This window comes from Curtobacterium sp. NPDC086286 (assembly GCF_044746255.1).
Taxonomy (GTDB): domain Bacteria; phylum Actinomycetota; class Actinomycetes; order Actinomycetales; family Microbacteriaceae; genus Curtobacterium.
On the sequence record NZ_JBIVBW010000006.1, the window covers coordinates 299486 to 319337 of the forward strand.

At 70.4% G+C, this 19852-nt stretch carries 15 protein-coding genes; 10 read left to right on the forward strand and 5 right to left on the reverse strand.

All coding sequences use genetic code 11. The annotated features are described in order from the left end of the window. The first annotated feature begins 138 nt into the window (after positions 1-138). Genes ACIPKM_RS13185 through ACIPKM_RS13195 form a run of 3 tightly spaced genes read left to right on the forward strand, consistent with a single transcriptional unit; the run spans position 139 to position 4713 of the window. Positions 139-1737 carry a glycosyltransferase family 2 protein gene (locus tag ACIPKM_RS13185; protein ID WP_070418784.1) on the forward strand — a complete coding sequence of 533 codons (1599 nt, stop codon included), beginning with the start codon at positions 139-141 and terminating at the stop codon, positions 1735-1737. Then, positions 1730-3298: a glycosyl hydrolase gene (locus ACIPKM_RS13190; RefSeq protein ID WP_402736887.1), complete on the forward strand. Its 1569-nt coding sequence runs from the start codon at positions 1730-1732 to the stop codon at positions 3296-3298. Before ACIPKM_RS13185 ends, ACIPKM_RS13190 begins: the two co-directional genes overlap by 8 nt. Continuing rightward, positions 3295-4713: a UDP-glucose/GDP-mannose dehydrogenase family protein gene (locus ACIPKM_RS13195; RefSeq protein ID WP_070418786.1), complete on the forward strand. Its 1419-nt coding sequence runs from the start codon at positions 3295-3297 to the stop codon at positions 4711-4713. Before ACIPKM_RS13190 ends, ACIPKM_RS13195 begins: the two co-directional genes overlap by 4 nt. 266 nt (positions 4714-4979) lie before the next feature. Here the strand turns inward: ACIPKM_RS13195 and glnA are convergent, their stop codons facing one another. Next, a complete protein-coding gene (glnA, locus tag ACIPKM_RS13200; protein WP_070418787.1) occupies positions 4980-6404 on the reverse strand; it encodes a type I glutamate--ammonia ligase in 1425 nt (474 codons plus the stop codon). Positions 6405-6545: 141 nt separating this feature from the next. Here glnA and ACIPKM_RS13205 point away from each other — a divergent pair, with 141 nt between their 5' ends. Continuing rightward, entirely contained in the window at positions 6546-7013 is a 468-nt protein-coding gene (locus ACIPKM_RS13205; protein ID WP_070418788.1) for an RDD family protein, read from the forward strand. Positions 7014-7439: 426 nt separating this feature from the next. On the opposite strand, the gene ACIPKM_RS13210 is transcribed toward ACIPKM_RS13205, so the two are convergent. Beyond that, positions 7440-8168, reverse strand: coding sequence for a DUF4191 family protein (locus tag ACIPKM_RS13210; RefSeq protein WP_071295244.1), 729 nt, complete (start codon positions 8166-8168; stop codon positions 7440-7442). A gap of 126 nt (positions 8169-8294) precedes the next feature. Here ACIPKM_RS13210 and ACIPKM_RS13215 point away from each other — a divergent pair, with 126 nt between their 5' ends. Beyond that, positions 8295-9083: a hypothetical protein gene (locus ACIPKM_RS13215; protein ID WP_402736888.1), complete on the forward strand. Its 789-nt coding sequence runs from the start codon at positions 8295-8297 to the stop codon at positions 9081-9083. Positions 9084-9156: 73 nt separating this feature from the next. On the opposite strand, the gene sucB is transcribed toward ACIPKM_RS13215, so the two are convergent. From sucB to ACIPKM_RS13230, 3 genes are all read right to left on the reverse strand, one after another. Next, a complete protein-coding gene (sucB, locus tag ACIPKM_RS13220; RefSeq protein WP_092387436.1) occupies positions 9157-10671 on the reverse strand; it encodes a 2-oxoglutarate dehydrogenase, E2 component, dihydrolipoamide succinyltransferase in 1515 nt (504 codons plus the stop codon). 49 nt (positions 10672-10720) lie between these two features. Further along, positions 10721-12094 (reverse strand): dihydrolipoyl dehydrogenase, encoded by a 1374-nt coding sequence (gene lpdA / locus ACIPKM_RS13225; RefSeq protein ID WP_070418792.1) that lies wholly within the window; start codon positions 12092-12094, stop codon positions 10721-10723. 154 nt (positions 12095-12248) lie between these two features. After that, a complete protein-coding gene (locus tag ACIPKM_RS13230) occupies positions 12249-13727 on the reverse strand; it encodes a leucyl aminopeptidase (protein WP_402736889.1) in 1479 nt (492 codons plus the stop codon). Positions 13728-13803: 76 nt separating this feature from the next. Between ACIPKM_RS13230 and ACIPKM_RS13235 the strand changes: the two genes are divergently transcribed. From ACIPKM_RS13235 to ACIPKM_RS13255, 5 genes are all read left to right on the forward strand, one after another. Beyond that, on the forward strand, positions 13804-14736 hold the full coding sequence (locus ACIPKM_RS13235) for a proteasome assembly chaperone family protein (RefSeq protein ID WP_070418794.1): 933 nt from the start codon (positions 13804-13806) through the stop codon (positions 14734-14736). A gap of 176 nt (positions 14737-14912) precedes the next feature. After that, positions 14913-16232 carry a nitrate/nitrite transporter gene (locus ACIPKM_RS13240; protein WP_402716120.1) on the forward strand — a complete coding sequence of 440 codons (1320 nt, stop codon included), beginning with the start codon at positions 14913-14915 and terminating at the stop codon, positions 16230-16232. A 192-nt stretch (positions 16233-16424) separates the two neighbouring features. Next, positions 16425-17693, forward strand: coding sequence for an RNA polymerase sigma factor (locus tag ACIPKM_RS13245; protein WP_070418796.1), 1269 nt, complete (start codon positions 16425-16427; stop codon positions 17691-17693). Between the two features lie 4 nt (positions 17694-17697). Then, the gene (locus tag ACIPKM_RS13250) at positions 17698-18957 is read left to right on the forward strand and encodes a MurT ligase domain-containing protein (RefSeq protein ID WP_402736890.1); all 1260 of its coding nucleotides are present in this window, start codon (positions 17698-17700) and stop codon (positions 18955-18957) included. Beyond that, positions 18954-19727, forward strand: a complete 774-nt coding sequence (locus ACIPKM_RS13255) for a type 1 glutamine amidotransferase (protein WP_071295249.1) — start codon at positions 18954-18956, stop codon at positions 19725-19727. The genes ACIPKM_RS13250 and ACIPKM_RS13255 overlap by 4 nt, the downstream gene beginning before the upstream one ends. The last annotated feature ends 125 nt before the right edge of the window (positions 19728-19852 follow it).

Below are 19852 nucleotides of genomic sequence, written 5' to 3' on the forward strand. Positions count from 1 at the left end.
CGTAACGTGCCCGTAACGCCCCCGGTCGGGGGTCGCGTTGCGCACCGGGTCACGGTTCTGCATCAATGGGGTCACCCGAACCGGCCCTGATTCCCCAACGACGCGGAATCTCCACCTCGAACGTTGAAGCAGGGATCGATGTTCACCTTCATTCTGCAGATCAGGCAGATGGTCGAAGGGCACCCCGAGTTCTACCTGTTCGCCGTGTACTCCGCGGTGATCTGGTTGCTCTGGCTGCTCAAGGTCATCCTGTCCGCCCGCTACCGCCCCTACACCGGCACCTACACCGGCACCACGAGCGTCGTCGTCCCCGTCGTGGACGAACCGCTCGACCTCTTCCGCGACGTGATCGGCCGCATGGTCGAGCAGCGTCCCGGCGAGATCATCGTCGTCATCAACGGCGCCCGCAACGAGGCCCTCGAAGCGGTCTGTGACGAGTTCGCCCCACTCGTCCGCTGGACGCACACGCCCATCCCGGGCAAGCGCAACGCCGTCAAGGTCGGCACCGAGATGTCCAACGGCGACATCACCGTGCTCGTCGACTCGGACACGGTGTGGACGCCCGGCACCCTCGACGAGCTGCTCAAGCCGTTCGCGGACGCCTCGGTCGGCGGCGTGACGACGCGCCAGCGCATCCTCGAGCCGACCCGCAGCTGGATCACCCGCTGGGCGGACTGGCTGGAGAACTCCCGCGCGCTGTACTCGATGCCCGCGCAGAGCGTCCTCGGCCAGATCGGCTGCCTGCCCGGGCGCACGATCGCCTTCCGCCGCGACATCCTGGTGCGCGTCATGGATCGCTTCATGCACGAGAAGTTCATGGGCGTGTTCCTCGAGGTGTCCGACGACCGGACGCTGACGAACCTCACGCTCAAGGAGGGGTACCGGACCGTCTACCAGTACACGTCGCTGGTCTACACGGACGCTCCGCTGCAGGTGAAGAAGCTGTTCAAGCAGCAGCTCCGCTGGGCCCGTGGTTCGCAGTACAACACGCTCCGGATGCTGCCGTGGATGCTCGGCCACGCGCCGATCCTCGCGGTGTTCTTCCTCACCGACATCATCCTGCCGTTCATGCTGTTCGGCGTGATCGCCGGCTGGATCTACCGCGCCTTCACCGGCCAGGGCGAGAACCTCTACCAGGGGATCCTGCAGCAGTACGGCTTCTCCACCGGCTTCGTGTACGTCGCGGCCCTCATGGTCGTCTCGTCGGTGCTCAGCATGGCGATCCGGCAGATGCGGCACCTCGCCGAGAAGCCGAGCGACTTCTTCCGCCTGCCGATGTTCATCATCGTGTCGACGTTCTTCCTCATGCCGATCCGGCTCATCGGCTTCTTCCGCCTGGCGCACGCGTCCGGCTGGGGGACCCGTGCCGGTGCGTACGCCGGTGGACCGATGGAGGAGGACCCCGCGGACGCGGTGCAGCCCTCGGCCGTCGCCACCCAGACCCCGGTGAGCCCGATCGACGCGGCTGCCCCGGCCCCGGCCGGTGGAGCCGGCTACGGCGACGACCAGCGCGCCGTGGACCGGGCGTTCGACGACCTGTTCGGCCCGGACGCCACCACCAACTCCACCGCGACGGTGCTCGCGACCCGCCGCTCGGCAGCCACTGCAGCGCAGTCGCAGTCGGCGACCGCGGCGGCCCCCGCCCCGGCACGCGTCCGTCGGTACAACCCGTACGCCGCGATCCCGTACTGCATCGGCTTCGCGATCTTCGCCCTGGAGGCCTTCCTCATTGTCTGACCTCATCCGCTCCTCAGGTGCTTGGTGGGCCCAGTCCAGCAAGCACGCACGACTCACCGCGGTCGGGACCACCGCCATCGTCCTCGTCCTCGGACTCATCACCTGGAACGTCTGGGTGTCCCCGGCGGGCTCGGTGTCCACCGCGGTCCACCAGGCGCTCGGTGTGACGCCGCCGAAGAAGAAGATCTCGGCGGCCGAGCTCCAGACGAAGCTCACGGCCGCCCAGGAGAAGATCTGGGCGCTCGAGGGCAAGCTCGACTCCTCGACCGCGCAGTCCGGCTCGCGTGCCGACCAGATCGCCGAGCTCAAGGCGCAGATCGCGTCGCTGCAGTCGGACCTCGGGGCCGCCAAGGCCGCCGGGGCACGGTCCGGTGACGGCGCGTCCGGTTCGGGAGGGTCGGGCGACGGTTCCGGCGGTTCCGGCGGCTCCGGTTCCGGCAGTGGCTCCGGTGGCTCCGGTTCGGGCAGCGGCTCCGGTGGCTCCGGCGGCTCCGGCAACGGTTCCGGCTCCGGCAACCACGGCGTCACGAACCCGAACGGCGGCCCCTCGAAGGACCCCGGCACGACCCCGATCTCCGTCCCCACCAAGGCGCAGATCATGGCGCAGCCGGCTCGTTGGTACGGCCTCTACACCGCGCAGTCCCCCTTCAACTGGGCGGAGTACGACGAGGTCTCGCAGCAGGTCGGCAAGGCCACGAACATGGTCGGCTTCTTCCAGGGCTTCGACCAGGACTTCAACGCCACCGCCGTCCAGCGCGCGTGGGCGAACGGCCGCCTGCCGCTCATGACCTGGGAGTCCGCACCCGCCAAGACGGGCAACGACGCGAAGTACGTCCCCGGGTACACGAACGAGGACATCGTCTCGGGCAAGTTCGACGCCTACCTCACGAAGTACGCGAAGGCCCTCGCGGCGAACGGGCAGCCGATGGTCATCCGGCTCGACCACGAGATGAACGGCTCTTGGTACAACTGGTCCGAGGGGACGGCACAGCAGAACGCAGCCGGGTCCTACGTCGCGATGTGGCAGCACGTGCACGACGTCTTCCAGGCCAGCGGCGCGAACAAGTACGTCATCTGGAACTGGGCACCGAGCCGCATCGACAAGCTCGGCAACGACAAGTACATGCAGCTCGAGTACCTGCGTGAGTACTACCCGGAGTCGAAGTACGTCGACTGGGTCGGGATGAGCGGGTACTACCGCACCGCCTCCGAGTCGCCGACCTTCGACAACACGTTCGGCAAGACCCTCGCCCAGCTCCGCCAGATCGCACCGGACAAGAAGATCCTCCTCAGTGAGATCGGTGCGACCGAGACCGGGACGAGCGTGACCAACGGGCAGAAGGCGAAGTGGATCACCTCGCTCTTCGACGGCCTCGCGGAACCGGCCAACGGCGACGTCATCGGCTTCTCGTACTTCAGCGAGACCGCGACCACGGTCGTGGACGGCGTCCGCACCACGAACGACTGGCGACTCAACTCCCGCGCCGACAGCCTCCAGGCCTTCGTGGCCGGCATCTCGCGCACCGACACCGACTACGACCTGCAGGAGGTCAAGCAGTGACCGCTCAGAAGAAGACCGCAGACTCCCGTCCGGCACCCGTCATCAGCGTCATCGGCACCGGCTACCTCGGTGCCACCCACGCGGCCGCCATGGCCGAGATGGGCTTCGAGACCATCGGCGTGGACGTCGATCCCGCCAAGCTCGCAGCCCTGTCCGCCGGTGAGGTCCCGTTCTACGAGCCCGGACTGCCGGAGCTCATCACGAAGCACGTCGCCAGCGGCAAGCTCCGCTTCACGGCGTCGCTGCCCGAGGCCGTGGCCGCGGCCGACGTCCACTTCGTCTGCGTCGGGACGCCGCAGCGCGCCGGGTCGCACGCCGCGAACCTCACCTACGTCGAGAACGCCACGCGCGGTGTCGCCGAGAACCTCACGCACCCCGGCCTCATCGTCGGCAAGTCGACGGTCCCGGTGGGCACGGCCGAGCGGCTCCGCGGCATCGTCCGCGAGTTCACCCCGTCGGGCATCGACGCCGAGCTCATCTGGAACCCGGAGTTCCTGCGCGAGGGCAAGGCCGTCGACGACACGCTGCACCCGGACCGGCTCGTCTGGGGCGGTGCCTCCGCGTCGGCCGACGCCGTGATCCGCGAGGTCTACGCCGCACCCATCGCCGAGGGCACCCCGGTCATCACGACCGACCTCGCCACGGCGGAGCTCGTCAAGGTCAGCGCGAACGCGTTCCTCGCCACGAAGATCTCGTTCATCAACGCGATCTCCGAGATGTGCGCGATCACCGGTGCGGACGTGTCCACCCTGGCCGACGCCCTCGGGCACGACGCCCGCATCGGCCGGAAGTTCCTGAACGCCGGCCTCGGCTTCGGCGGGGGCTGCCTGCCGAAGGACATCCGGGCGCTCATGCACCGCGCGAACGAGCTCGGTGCCGGTCGTGTCGTCGGGCTCATGCAGCAGGTCGACGAGATCAACATGGGGCAGCGCGAGCGCGTCATCGACATGACGATCGACGCGCTCGGCGGCTCCGTGCTGAACCGTCGCGTCGCCGTCGTCGGGGCGGCGTTCAAGCCCCTCACCGACGACGTCCGGGACTCGCCGGCGCTCAACGTCGCCGCTGCGCTGCACCTCCGCGGCGCCCAGGTCACCCTGTGGGACCCGGAGGCGATGGAGACCGCCCGCCGCTCCTTCCCGACGCTCACCTACTCGTCGTCGATGGAGGGTGCGATCGAGGACGCCGACGTCGTGCTCGTCCTCACCGAGTGGGACGAGGTCATCGCCGCCGATCCCGCGGCGCTCGCCTCGATCGTGGGGCGTCGCACGGTGATCGACGCCCGCAACTGCCTCCCGGTCGCCGACTGGGTCAAGGCGGGTTGGACCGTCCGTTCCCTGGGACGGCCCACTCCGGTCACGGGTGCACCCGTGAGCGTCGCTGCGGGGACGAACGACGCGGTGGCCACCGCGCGGTAGTCACCCGGACGCGAAGCGGGGTCTGTGCCGGGGCGGCACGGGCCCCGTTCTCGTGTGCCCGGTGGACCTGCGCCTTCGGTGCGGTCTGGCACGTTCCGTCGCTCCGGCAGTGGACGCGACCGCCTGGAGGGGCGGTGCCGGCCCGCCGGGCGTGCGCCGCGCCTCCAGGCAGGCACGTTCCCACCCGGTGGCCGGGCCCGCAGGCGAGACAGCGGAACGCCCCCGCACCGGAGACCGGTGCGGGGGCGTTCGTGGTGCGGTGTGCGTCAGACGCCGAAGTAGAGCTCGTACTCGAACGGGTGCGGGCGCTGCGCGAGCGGGAGGATCTCGTTCTCGCGCTTGTAGTCGATCCAGGTCTGGATGAGGTCCTCGGTGAAGACGTTGCCCTTCGTGAGGAACTCGTGGTCCGCCTCGAGCGCCTCGAGCGCCTCGTCGAGGGAGCCGGGGACCTGGGGGATGCCCTTCGCCTCTTCCGGCGGGAGCTCGTAGAGGTCCTTGTCGACCGGCTCGTGCGGCTCGATGCGGTTCTGGATGCCGTCGAGGCCCGCCATCAGCTGCGCGGCGAACGCGAGGTACGGGTTGCCCGAGGCGTCCGGCGCGCGGAACTCGATGCGCTTGGCCTTGGGGTTCGTGCCCGTGATCGGGATGCGGATCGCGGCGGAGCGGTTGCCGGCCGAGTAGACCAGGTTGACCGGGGCCTCGAAGCCCTTCACCAGACGGTGGTACGAGTTGATCGACGGGTTCGTGAAGGCGAGCAGCGCCGGGGCGTGCTTGAGGATGCCACCGATGTACCAGCGGGCGAGGTCGGACAGGCCGCCGTAGCCGTTCTCGTCGTAGAACAGCGGCTTGCCGTCGCTCCAGAGGGACTGGTGGGTGTGCATGCCCGAACCGTTGTCACCGAAGAGCGGCTTCGGCATGAACGTGGCGACCTTGCCCCACTGGTCGGCGGTGTTCTTGACGATGTACTTGAACTTCAGGATGTCGTCCGCGGCGTGGACCATCGTGTCGAACTTGTAGTTGATCTCCTGCTGGCCGCCGGTGCCCACCTCGTGGTGCGAGCGCTCGAGCTCGAAGCCCGCCTCGATCAGCTTGAGGGTGATGTCGTCGCGGAGGTCGGCCGTCTTGTCGACCGGCGACACGGGGAAGTAGCCGCCCTTGTAGGGGGTCTTGTTGGCGAGGTTGCCGCCCTCTTCCTCGCGACCGGTGTTCCAGGCGCCCTCTTCGGAGTCGACCGAGTAGAACGACTTGTTCTGGGTGACCGAGTAGCGGACGTCGTCGAAGATGTAGAACTCGGCCTCGGGGGCGAAGAACGCGGTGTCCGCGATGCCCGTCGACGCGAGGTACTTCTCCGCCTTCTTGGCGACCTGACGCGGGTCACGGCCGTAGATCTCGCCGTTCCGCGGGTTGTAGATGTCGAAGATCATGATCAGCGTGCGCTCGGCGCGGAACTGGTCGATGTACGCCGTCGTCACGTCGGGGATGAGCTGCATGTCGGACTCGTGGATCGACGCGAAGCCGCGGATCGAGGAGCCGTCGAAGAGCTGGCCGACCGAGAAGAAGTCCTCGTCGACGGTGGAGGCCGGGATGTTGAAGTGCTGCTGCACACCCGGCAGGTCCGTGAACCGGATGTCGAGAAACTTGACGTCGGTGTCCTTGATGAAGGCCAGGACCTCGGAGGAATCGCTGAACATGTGGGCCGATCTCCAATGGGTTGGGTGATGTCGGAGGGTCCATCTCGGCACCCTCCGACGAGGCTATTGACACCGAGTTTCCCGGACATGACTGGATTGTTTCGTGCGTGTTACGTCGACCCGTTCGCCTACGCTGGGACCATGGCCCGCAGCACCAGTTCGTCGTCCGCGTCGTCCTCCGGGGGATCGGGGCATCCCGACGGCTGGCCGGGCAAGGACCTCGGTCTGCCGGAAGAGGGGCCCCGCAGCGTCGGGCGGATCGGCCGCCGGATCGTGGCCCTGCTGATCGACGGCGCGCTGGCCGACCTCGTGGCGTACGTGACCGGCGTGTGGTCGCCCGTGAACGGCTCGGGGGACATCGCGCACTCGTGGATCCAGATCGCGATCTTCGCCGTGCTGCAGATCCTGTTCATCTGCCTGCTGTCGGGGTCGTTCGGGCACGTGTGCGTCGGGCTCCGGGTGGTGCCGATGCGCGGCGGGTACGTCGGGGTCTGGCGGCCGGTGGTGCGGACGGTGCTGCTGTGCCTGGTCGTGCCGGCGCTGATCATCGACCGCGACAGCCGTGGGGCGCACGACCGGATCGCGGGGACGGTGTTGGTGCGGCGCTGAGGGGGCTGCGGCCGGGGCCGCGGCTTCGCGAGGCCGCTCCCGGCGGCTCGGAGCGCGTGGCGCGGGCGGCGCGAGAGCGCGGCGCAGCACGGTGCGAGGTTCCGTCCTGAGTGCGAGCAGGCGTCCGTCCCACGGTGCGCCGAACCTCGCACGGTGCGCGATCGACCCATCGCCGACGTTCGGACCGCCAGCGCACCGGACCCGCGCTGCACGGTGCGAGGTGCTTCGCCGGGCATGGAGTTGCCCACTCGGTGCCGCACGACGAGCCCGCACCGCGTGGTCGACCTCGCACCGACCGGCGAGAGCCGCACCATGCGAGGCCGCTGCCCCCACCGCGCCAGCGCCCGCCCTGCCACGCGCCCTGCGGACGCAGAACGCCCCCGACCTGGCACGGTCGGGGGCGTTCGTCGTCTGTGGGGGAGTCCGTCAGCGCGGACGTCCCGCGCGGGCCCGCATCGGGTCCATCCCCTTCGGGATCGCCGCGGCCGGGCTCTGCGTGAGGGAGTCGAGCCGGTTCGCGACCGCCAGGACCTCGTTGCGGTTGAGCGCCTTCTTGAACTTGTTCATGGCACGGGGGAGCTTGTGCAGCGTCACGGAGTCGTCACCGTCGCCGTCCTTGCCACTGGCCACGTGCACGACGTGCACCGGGACGTTCGGGACGATGCGCTGGACCTTGCGGCGCTCTTCGTCGACCTGGCGGTTGAGGTTGCCACGCTGGCCCTCGGTGATGAGCACGACACCCGGGGTGCCGACGGCCCGGTAGACAGCGGCCTGCGAACGACCGTGCACCGCGACCGGCATCTCGCTCGAGCGCCACTGACGGCGGAGCGAGTTCGACAGCACGGCACCCACGGCACCGGGCTGCCCCTCGATCTGCGAGTAGGCGGCACGTTCGGCCAGCCGACCGAGGACGATCAGGAAGAGCAGCACACCCAGCAGCACGCCGGCCACGATCCAGAGGATGATCGCGAGCCAGTTCTGCCCGGGCAGCAGCAGGGCGAGCAGGACGCCCAGCACCACCGGGACGACGAACGCCAGGGCGAACCACCAGACGGAGCTCGGGTCCGCCCGACGGGTCATCGTGAAGACCTGGTACATCTGCTTGAGACGACCCGGCTCCTTCGCCGTCGTACCTTGAGAACTGCTGCGTGCCATGCGACCAGGATACGGCCTGTCCCGACTTCCGAGGACCGTCGATGCTCTGGCTGTGGGCGAACAGCGTTCTCCACAGGACGGCGTCCCGTCCGCCGGAGGCTGGGCGGGCCCGGCCAGGCTGTCCGGATGCAGACGCTCCCCGATCACGTCCGGTGGCACGCGGTGGACGACGAGCAGCCGTTGCTCGCCTGGGTCGCCGACCGCGCCGCCGTCGCCCCGGATCCCTCGGCACGTCACCTCGTCCCGGTCGTCGACGTCGGCCGACTGGCGGACGGACGGCTCGCCGTCGATGTCCTCCGTCCCGCGGGGACGGTGCTGTCAGCGGCACTCGACACCCTCGGCACGCCGACCACCGGTGTCGCCGTGACGCTCACCGTGCCGATGCTGGAGCTCGCGGTGACCGAACGGTCCGGCGCGGTGCAGATCGGCTCCGCGGGGCTCGACGACGTCCTGGTGGACGATTCCGGTGCGGTCGTGCTGTGCGACCGGCCACCCGGGTCGGACGGCGTCCGTCGGTCCGACCAGAGCGGCGCGAGGGTCCTGGTCCTCGCGGCCCGGCTGGTGTGGGAGCGGACCGACGCACGCGCGCCGGACCGTCCGGCCGTCGATGGTGCCCTCGCCGAGGCCCTCGACGGCGACACGACGGCGGTGCGTGCGGCGTTGGCGGTGGTCCGAGCGGCCGCGGCGCCGCGCCCGATCCGCTGGGAACGGCCGTCGGACGACCTGCTCGTCGGGCTGCCCGAGCGCACGTCGATGCCACCGGGGCCGGCTGGTTCCCTCGAGACGGCGCTGCGCGGGGTCGTCGAGCACGGCCTCCCGATCGGCGGTGGGAGACGGCTGCCGCTCCGACGAGCGCTGGTGGGGGTCGTGGTCGTCGCGGGGCTGACCGCGGCGGTGGTCTTCACGATCGGCTGAACGCGCCAGAAACGGGGAACGGCCCCGATCCACAGTGGGATCGGGGCCGTCCGGAGTACGACGAGCGCTGGGCTCAGTACCCGAGGTTCGGGCCGAAGTTGCCCTCCTCGAGGCGGTTCTTCACCGCGACGAGGTAGCGCGACGCGTCGGCGCCGTCGATGATCCGGTGGTCGTACGACAGCGCGAGGTAGACGAACGAACGGATCGCGATGGCCTCTTGCCCGTCGACCTTCACGACCGCCGGACGCTTCGTCACGATGCCCGTGCCGAGGATCGCCGACTGCGGCAGGAACACCACGGGGGTGTCGAACAGTGCGCCACGCGAACCGGTGTTCGTCAGCGTGAACGTGCCACCCGCGAGCTCGTCCGGCTTGAGCTGGTTGTTGCGGGTGCGCTCGGCGAGGTCCGCGATCGACTGCGAGAACTGCGCCAGGTTCAGCGACGCCGCGTCCTTGATCACCGGGGTGAGCAGGCCGCGCTCGGTGTCCACCGCGATGGAGACGTTCTCGGTCTCCGGGTAGACGATCTCCTCGCCCTCGACGGTCGAGTTGATCTTCGGGTGCGCCTTGAGCGCCTCGGACGCCGCGAGGGCGAAGAACGGCATGAAGGAGAGCTTCGAACCGGTCTTCTCGAGGAACTCGGCCTTGTGCGCGTCACGGAACTGCGCGACCTTCGTCACGTCCACCTCGACGACGCTGGTGAGCTGCGCGGTCGAGGTCATCGACTGCACGGCGCGCTCGGCGACGACCTTGCGGAGGCGGGTCATCTTCTCGCGGGTGCCACGCAGCGGCGACACCTCGGCGACGAACGGACCGGCCGGGGCCGCAGCGGCGGAACCACCGGCGGCCGGGGCCTTCGCAGCGGCTTCGGCAGCGGCGAGGACGTCTTCCTTGCGGATGCGTCCGCCGACGCCGGAGCCGGTGACGGTCGAGAGGTCGACACCCTGCTCGTTCGCGAGCTTGCGCACGAGCGGGGTGACGTAGCCGGAGGCCGAGGCGTCCTGCGTCGGGTTCGGCACCGAGGCGCTGGCGGCCGAGCCACCCGAGGCTGCAGCCGGAGCCGGAGCGGCGGCGGGAGCCGGGACCGCTGCCGGCGGGGCAGCGGCGGGCGGCGGGACCGGAGCGGCCTGCGGCACCGGAGCGGCGGCGGGCGGTGCTGCCGGGGCCTGCGGCGCAGCGGGCTGCGTCTGACCGGCGGGCGCCGGCTCGGGCTCGGTCGGCTCCGGGGCAGGGGTCTCGGACTCCTGCTCGGTGCTCGGTGCCGCCTCGGGCTCCTCGGCGTCGGCGGCGGCCTCGTTCGAGGACTCGTCCGACTCGGTGGAGCCACCGTCGGAGGAACCACCGTCGGACGACCCGTCGCCGATCTTCACCAGCGCGGTGCCGACCTCGACGGTCTCGTCCTCCTGCACGAGGATCTCCTCCACGACGCCGGCGATCGGCGACGGGATCTCGGTGTCGACCTTGTCGGTCGAGACCTCGAGCAGCGGCTCGTCGACCTCGACCCGGTCACCGACGTTCTTCAGCCATCGGGTCACCGTGCCCTCGGTGACGCTCTCGCCGAGCGCCGGGAGGTTGACGGATTCGCTCATCGGGTGGACTCCTCTTCGCAGGGGTGGTTCGTGGTGGTGGTCATGGTGTTCACAGTGCGTGCAGCGGCTTGCCCGCGAGGTGCAGGAACGCCTCGCCGAGTGCCTCGTTCTGCGTCGGGTGCGCGTGGACGAGCGGCGCGACGTCCTCGGGGTAGGCCTCCCAGTTCACGGCGAGCTGTGCCTCGCCGATGAGCTCGCCGACCCGGGCGCCGATCATGCTGACGCCGACGACGGGGCCGTCGACCACACGGACGACCTTGACCGAACCGGACGTGCCGATGATGTGGCTCTTGCCGTTGCCGGCGAGGTTGTACTCGTACGAGTCCACCTTGTCGGCGCCGTACTGCTCTTCGGCCTTGGCCTGCGAGAGACCAACCGATGCGACCTCGGGGTCGGAGTACGTGATCTTCGGGATGTTCTTGTCCTCGATGATGACCGGGTTGAGCCCGGCGATCTCCTCGGCGACGAAGATGCCCTGCTGGAAGCCGCGGTGCGCGAGCTGCAGGCCCGGAACGATGTCGCCGACGGCGTACACGTTCGGGATGTTCGTGGCGAGGCGCTCGTTCGTGGTGACGAACCCGCGGTCCATCGCGACGCCGACCTCGTCGTAGCCGACGTTCTGCGTCACGGGGCCACGGCCGACCGCGACGAGCAGGATGTCGCCGTCGAAGGTCTTGCCGTCCTCGAGCGTGACGACCACGCCGTTCTCGTGCTGCTCGACGCCCTGGAACCGGACACCGAGCGAGAACTCGATGCCGCGCTTGCGGAACGCGCGCTCGAGCTGCTTCGACATCGACTCGTCCTCGGCCGGGACGAGGTGGGGGAGCGCCTCGACGATCGTGACCTCGGCACCGAAGGACTTCCAGACGCTGGCGAACTCGACGCCGATGACGCCACCACCGAGGATGACGACCTTGTTCGGCACGTAGTCCATGCGCAGGGCGGTCTCGGAGGTGATCACGCGACCACCGATCTCGAGGCCGGGGAGCGACTTCGAGTAGGAGCCGGTCGCGAGCACGATGTTCTTGCCGGTCACGGTCTGGTCGCCGACCTGCACGGTGTTCTGCGAGGTGAGGCGGCCCCAGCCCTCGACGACGGTGATCCCGCGCGCCTTGATGAGCCCCTGGAGGCCCTTGTACTTCGACGAGATGACGCCCTGCTGGTACTCGATGACCTTCGGGACCTCGACACCGGCGAACTCGGCGATGACGCCGTACTTCTCGGCGTCGCGCGTCGCGTCGGCGACCTCGGCCGCGTGCAGCAGCGCCTTCGTCGGGATGCAGCCGCGGTGCAGACACGTCCCCCCGAGCTTGTCTCCCTCGATGAGCGCGACGCTCATGCCGAGCTCGGCGGCCCGGAGCGCAGCGGCGTAGCCACCACTGCCGCCACCGAGGACCACGACGTCGTAAGTCTGTTCCGTCACCTGGTGCAACTCCCTCGTGCGTGTCGGGACCGATCGGGCCCCACTGGACACCGCGGCGGCGGCGTCCGACGGTCGGACCGCATGGTTCCGGTCCCGTCCCGTTGGTTTCCGGCGGGGGCGCGTCGAGCGCGCCGTCCCGCCGGAGTCAAACCTACTACTTGGCCTGGAGCTCTTCTGCGAGCGAGATGAGCGTCCGGACCATGGCAGCGGTCGCGCCCTTGCCGAGCCACCCGTAGCCGCCGCCCTTGTTCTCCGACGGACCGGCGATGTCGAGGTGCGCCCACGGGATGCCCTCGCCGACGAAGCGCTCGAGGAACTTGCCCGCGAGCAGCATGCCGCCCGCCGGGTTGCCGACGGTGGCGTTGACCATGTCGGCGACCTCGCTCGCGAGTCGGGCGTCGAGCTCCTCGGGGAGCGGCATCGGCCAGATCGGCTCCGCCACGGCCCCGGCGACCGCGCGGACCTGCGCGACGAGGTCGTCGCTGCCCATGAGCCCGGTGGTGCGGTCGCCGAGCGCGACGACCTGCGCCCCGGTCAGCGTCGCGACGTCGACGATGGCGTCGGGCTGCTCGAGCGACGCGGCGGCCATGCCGTCACCCAGCACGAGTCGGCCCTCGGCGTCGGTGTTCGTGACCTCGACGGTCTTGCCGTTCTTCAGCGTGAGGACGTCGCCGGGGCGCGTCGCCGAGCCGGAGGGCATGTTCTCCGCCAGGCACAGCCACGCGGTGACGCGGACGTCGAGTCCGAGACGCGCGGCGGCGACGGTCGCGGCGAGGACGGTGGCGGCACCCGTCATGTCGGTCTTCATGCCGAGCATGGAGGCGGCCGGCTTGAGCGAGAGACCACCCGAGTCGAACGTGATGCCCTTGCCGACGAGTGCGAGGTGCTTCGTCGCGGACTCCGGCGCGTACCGGACGACGACGAGCCGCGGCGGGCGCTCCGAGCCGCGACCGACACCGAGGATGCCGCCGAAGCCCTGCTCCTCGAGCGCGGTCTCGTCGAGGACCTCGACGGTGAGGGGGAGCCCCTCGGCCTGCGCACGTGCGACGTCGGCGACGTCCGCCGGGCCGAGGTCACCGGCAGCGGTGTTGACGAGGTCGCGCACGAGCGTGGCGGCGTCGCCGACGATCGCCGGGCGGACGGTGGCGTCGGCCGCGGCGGAGGGTGCCAGCACGGTCACCTGCTGGTCCCCGCGGCCGGGACCGGTCGTGCCGGCGCCCTTGTGCCGGGTGAACGAGTAGGCACCGAGCGCGGCACCCTCGAGCGCGGCGTCGACGAGCTCGGTCGTGTCGGTCGGCAGCGCGAGGACGATCGACGACGCGAGGGGGAGCTGGCGGACCGCGCTGCCGGCGGCCGAGCGGAGTGCCGCTGCGTCGGTGCCGGAGCCGAGCCCGATGAGCGCGATGCCCTGCGCGTCGACACCGACGGCGGGGATGCGCACGAGCTGGTCCTTCGCACCGGTCGCACCGATCGCGGCGAGGTCGATGCCGTCGAGCGCGGAGAACGGCGTCGTGGCGGGCGTCGCGATGGTCGCGGGAGCGCCGTCGGAACCGGGCCGGACACCGAGCACGAGGACGTCGGCGGAGATCGAGGCGGGAGCGGAGGAGTCAGTGGAGAGCGTCGGTCGGACCATGCCCCAACCCTATCCAGCAGGTGTTCGCTGTCGGCGTGGTCGCCCGGCACCGGGGGACACCGGCTCCCCGCCTAGCATGGGGACGGTGAACCACCCCGAGGAGCTCTACACCTTCGCCGAGGACGCGCCGTCCGTCCCCGAGGGGCTGCACCTGGTCGCCGGACTCACCGGGTTCGCCGACGCCGGCTCGGCCGTGGCGCAGGTGACGACCGCCGTCCTGGACGACCTCGAGACGGAGCTCGTCGCCGAGTTCGACCCGGACGTCCTGCTCGACTGGCGTGCACGCCGCCCGGTGATCACCTTCGAGCACGACCACATCGCCGCCGTCGAGCCCCCACGGCTCCGGCTGCACCTCGTGCGCGACGAGATCGGCCAGCCGTTCCTCTTCCTCTCCGGGTACGAGCCGGACTTCCAGTGGAACCGGTTCGTCCGCGCGGTCACCGACCTCGCCGCCCAGCTCCGGGTCGCCGACACCACCTGGGTCCAGTCGATCCCGATGCCCGTCCCGCACACGCGCCCGATCAGCCTCACCGTCTCCGGCACGCGCGCCGACCTCGTCGAGCAGATGAGCGTCTGGAAGCCCGAGACCCAGGCGCCCGCGAACGTCCTGCACCTCGTCGAGCACCGGCTGTCCGAGCTCGGCGAACAGGTCACCGGACTCGTCCTGCTCGTCCCGCACTACCTGTCCGACACCGAGTTCCCCGACGCTGCCGTCGCCGCGCTCTCCGGCATCTCCGCCGCCACCGGCCTCATCTTCCCCTCCGACGAGCTGCGCGAAGAGGGACGCGAGTTCCGCACCCGCGTCGACGAGCAGGTCGCCGGCAACGAGGAGCTGCAGCGTCTGGTCGGGGTGCTCGAGGAACGGCACGACACCTACATGGAGGGCAACCCGATCGCGTCGCCACTCACCGGCGTCGACGGGCAGGTCCCCACTGCAGACGCGATCGCCGCGGAGCTGGAACGCTTCCTGGCGGACCGCCGCACCGACGGCGACGCGAGCGGCGACTAGCCGTACCGATCAGCAGCACCCACGGCGACGCGAGCGGCGAGCGGCCGCACCGACGTGGCGGAGGCGGGTCGCGCCTCCTGGACCGTCGGACGGGAGGCGCGACACCCGTCCGCCGCGCTCGTCACGTTCTCCACAGCCCGTCCTGGCGGCGGTGCCGCCCCCGCTAGCCTGGTCACGTGAACTCCCGCCGCGCCTTCCTCGTGTGGGGCGTCGCGGTGCTGGCGTACGTCCTCGCGGTCGTGCAGCGGTCCTCGCTCGGGGTCTCCGGCGTCGACGCGCAGGACCGCTTCGCGGTGTCGGCGGCGGTGCTGTCGACGCTCGCGGTGGTGCAGATCGCCGTCTACGCCGGACTCCAGATCCCGGTGGGGATCGCCCTCGACCGCGTCGGGCCGCGCCGACTCGTGCTGCTGGGGGCCGCGCTGCTCGTCGCCGGCCAGGCCGTGGTGGCGGTGTCGCCCACCATCGGGCCGGCGATCGCGGGGCGTGTCCTCGTCGGCGCCGGGGACGCGATGACCTTCATCTCCGTGATCCGCCTCGTGCCGATGTGGTTCAGCGGGCCGATCCTGCCGCAGATCTCGCAGTGGACCGGCAACCTCGGCCAGGTCGGGCAGATCCTGTCGGCGTTCCCGTTCGCCGTGCTGCTGCACACCGCGGGGTGGTCGCCGGCGTTCGGCGTCGCCGCGGCCGCGAGTGCCGTCGGGCTCGTGCTGGCGTTCGTCTTCGTCCGGAACGGCCCCGTGCCGGTGCGCACCGACACGATCCCGCTGCCGCACACCTGGCGGGGCGCGTTCCACACCTTCGGGCACGCGCTGCGGCGGCCCGGTACCCAGCTCGGCTTCTGGTCCCACTACGTCACGCAGTCCTCCGGAACGGTCTTCTCACTGCTCTGGGGCGTCCCCATGCTGCGCGGGCTGGGGTACTCCCCGTCCGAGGCGGCCGGCTTCCTCACCGTGATCGTCGTCACCGGGTTCGTCGTCGGGCCGGTGCTCGGCGTGCTCTGCGCCCGGTTCCCGCTGCGACGGTCGAACCTCGTGCTCGGGATCGTCGTCGCCCTCGCCGTGGTGTGGACCGCCGTGCTCGTGTGGCCCGGGCAGCCGCCCACGTGGTTGCTGATCGTGCTCGTCGTCGTGATGGGGATCGGCGGGCCGGGGTCGCTCATCGGGTTCGACTTCGCGCGGTCCTTCAACCCCGTCGGCTCCCTCGGGTCGGCGAACGGCGTGGTCAACGTCGGCGGGTTCCTCGCCGCGTTCGTGATGATGTTCCTGATCGGCACGATCCTCGATGTCGCGTCGTCGGCGTCGGGGCAGACCGTGTTCGCGTGGACGAACTTCCGGCTGGCCCTCACCGTGCAGTACGTCGTGGTCGGGATCGGCGTCGTGATGCTGCTGCACGCCCGTCGCCGCACGCGCCGGGTGCTGCACGCCCAGGACGGAATACGGGTGGGGCCGCTCTGGGTTGCACTCGTTGCGCGCCTGCGGAAGCGGAGCGTGCAATAATGAACGCGGACCCGTTCGGGCCTCCTGTGTCTCGGAGCACTCCAGTGCGCCGCAGAAACCGGGGGACTTGACATGGGTCCTAGTGCTGCCCGGAACGGTAGGACCTGATGACGCGGGAGACCGCGGCGCAGGCCCTGGGCGGCGAGGGAGGCCACGACCCCACGAACGTGGCACGACGAGAGAGGTGATCGCATGGCTGCCCGGAGCACGACGATCGATCCCACGAAGGACACCGAGCCCGAGGGCACCGCAGCAGAGAGCGCTGCGGAAGCCGAGGGGACGGCCGCGCCGAAGAAGCGCGCCACCAAGACCACCGCCAAGAAGGCCGCCCCGAAGAAGGCCGCCCCGAAGGCGAAGAAGAAGGCCGACGACGACGAGGACATCGACGAGGAGACCCCGGTCGCCGAGGCCGACGCGACCGACGACGCCGACACCGAGACCGACGAGAAGGACACCAAGCCGGACGCCGCAGCAGCGGTCGCCGCGGGTGCGCTCGTCATCTCGCAGTCCGACGACGACGAGGCGCCGGTCTACTCCACGACGATCACCGGTGCCACCGCCGACCCGGTGAAGGACTACCTCAAGCAGATCGGCAAGGTTGCCCTCCTCAACGCCGAGCAGGAGGTCGAGCTCGCGATGCGCATCGAGGCCGGCCTGTTCGCCGAGGACAAGCTGCAGCACTCGACCGGGCTCTCGAAGCCGGAAGAGCGCGAGCTGCGCTGGGTCGCCCGTGACGGTCAGCGCGCGAAGTCGCACCTGCTCGGCGCGAACCTCCGCCTGGTCGTGTCGCTCGCCAAGCGCTACACCGGCCGCGGCATGCAGTTCCTCGACCTCATCCAGGAAGGCAACCTGGGCCTGATCCGTGCGGTCGAGAAGTTCGACTACACCAAGGGGTTCAAGTTCTCGACCTACGCCACCTGGTGGATCCGTCAGGCGATCACCCGTGCCATGGCCGACCAGGCCCGCACGATCCGCATCCCGGTCCACATGGTCGAGGTCATCAACAAGCTGGCCCGCGTCCAGCGCCAGATGCTGCAGGACCTCGGTCGCGAACCCACTCCGGAAGAGCTCGCCCGCGAGCTCGACATGACGCCGGAGAAGGTCGTCGAGGTGCAGAAGTACGGCCGCGAGCCCATCTCGCTCCACACCCCGCTGGGTGAGGACGGCGACTCGGAGTTCGGCGACCTGATCGAGGACACCGAGGCGGTCGTCCCGGCCGACGCCGTCGGGTTCACGATGCTGCAGAAGCAGCTCGAGAGCCTGCTCGACTCCCTCTCCGAGCGTGAGGCGGGCGTCATCCGCATGCGCTTCGGTCTCGGGGACGGCCAGCCGAAGACCCTCGACCAGATCGGTGACACGTTCGGCGTGACGCGTGAGCGCATCCGTCAGATCGAGTCCAAGACGATGGCGAAGCTCCGCCACCCGTCGCGGTCGCAGTCGCTGCGCGACTACCTCGAGTAGGCCGATGCGCTTCGTCATCCCGATCCTCGTCGGGCGGATCCTCCGCGCCCTCGCACGTGCGCGGGGCGGGGGGTCCGCCTACCCCGGGTACATCGTGCTCAAGCTGGTGCCGAACTTCCTCCAGCACGTCACCGCGCAGTTCCCGAACGGCGTCGTCTTCGTGCTCGGTTCGAACGGCAAGTCGACGACGACCCACATGATCTCCGACATCGTGCGGGCGCACGGGCTGCGGGTCTTCACGAACCCGTCCGGGGCGAACCTGCCGCAGGGCATCGCCTCGGCGCTGCTGTCCGAGGTGTCGCTGAGCGGCAAGCTCAAGGCGGACATCGGGATCCTCGAGGTGGACGAGGCCTTCGCTGTCGAGCTCGCCGGGATCCTGTCGCCGTCCACCGTGACGATGCTCAACGTCCAGGTCGACCAGCTCTACCGGTTCTTCGAGACCGAACGCGTCGCCACGATGATGCTCGACACCGCGGCCCTGTCGACCGCGAACGTCATCACCAACCGTGACGACCAGTTCCTCGACGCGTACGTCGGCACGGACGGCCAGCGCGTGCTGCGCTTCGGCGCCAGCGCCGAGGTCGTCGCCGCCGCACCGAACGGCCTGCAGAACGCCGACGACTTCGACCGGCAGGACGCCGTGCCGAACGTCGCCGACGCCGAGGTCGTGGTGAACACCGGCGACGGTGCGACCATCCGCTTCGACGGTGCCGAGATCCCCGTCCGCCTGCCGGCTCGCGGGCTGCACTACGCCGTCGACGCGGCAGCGGCCACCGCGACGGCGAGTGCCGCACTCGGTGCGCAGTTCCGCGCCGACGCCGTGACGACGGCCTTCGGCACGATGAAGCCTGCGTACGGACGCGGTGAGCGACTCCCCATCGCGGGCGAGTCCGCCGAGTTCACGATGTTCAAGAACGCCGCGAGCCTCCAGCTCAACCTCGACGCCCTGCCGGACCACCCGGAACAGGTGCTCATGGCGATCGACGAGGGCACGCCGGACATCTCCTGGATCTACGACATCGACTTCTCGAAGCTCGACCACGTCGACGTCGTCTCCGGCGACAAGGCCTGGCAGATCGCGATCGCCCTCGAGCACGCCGGTGTCCGCATCGGCCGGGTCGAGCCCGACGTCGAGGCCGCGATCAAGCAGATGGAGCAGCTCGGTTCGACGACCTCCGGGACGAAGAACTTCATCGTCAACTACGAGATCATGATGATCGCCCGCAAGGCCCTCGGCCACCCGGACATGGAGAAGACCGCATGACGGCCGACCGGCTGACCATCCTGCACGTCTACCCCCGCCAGATGGGCGTCTCGGGCGACCGTGGCAACGTGGCGGCCCTGGTCCGTCGTGCCGCAGCCGCGGACATCGCCACCGAGGTGCTCGAGTACGCGCCGGGTGACGAGCTCCCCGCCGCGGCGGACGTCGTCGTGATCGGCAACGGACCGCTCAGCGCGATGCGGTCGCTCGGTGACGACATCGCACGCATCGGTGCTCCGCTCCGCGACTTCGCCGCTGCCGGGGTGCCCGTGGTGGCCGTCGGCGGCGGGTTCGACCTCGCCACGACCGAGGTCGTGCCGACGGACGGTGCTCCCGTGACCGGCTTCGGGGTCTTCGACGCGCGTGCCGTCCGCGGCGCCGAGCGTCGGGTGAACTACTTCGTGCTCGAGACCGCGTACCCGCTGCTCCCCGGAGCCCCGTCGCGCCTCGCCGGCTTCGAGGACCACGCGACGCGCATCGAGCTCGGTGCCGGTGTCCGTCCGTTCGCCGACGTCGTCTCCGGCGGCGGCAACCAGGCGGGCGCCCCGGTCGAGGGCGCGATCGTCGGCAACTCCTTCGGCACGCACACGCAGGGGCCGATCCTGCCGCTCAACCCGCAGCTGACCGACGGCGTCCTCGCCGCGGCCACCGCTCGGCTCGGCCGCGAGTACGCACCGGACCCGGAGCGCACCGCGTCGATCGACCGCTACGCGCGCGAAGCGCGGGCAACCGTCGACCGCTACGTCGACAAGGCGTTCAAGCGGATCGCTTGACCCGACCCGCAGACAGACAGGAGGCGGGGGGGGCCCGGGCCCCCCCCCCCCCGGGGGGGGGGGGGGGGGGGGGGGGGGCGCGCCCGCGAGACGGAGGGGGGGCGGGGCGCGGCGGGGCCCCCCAC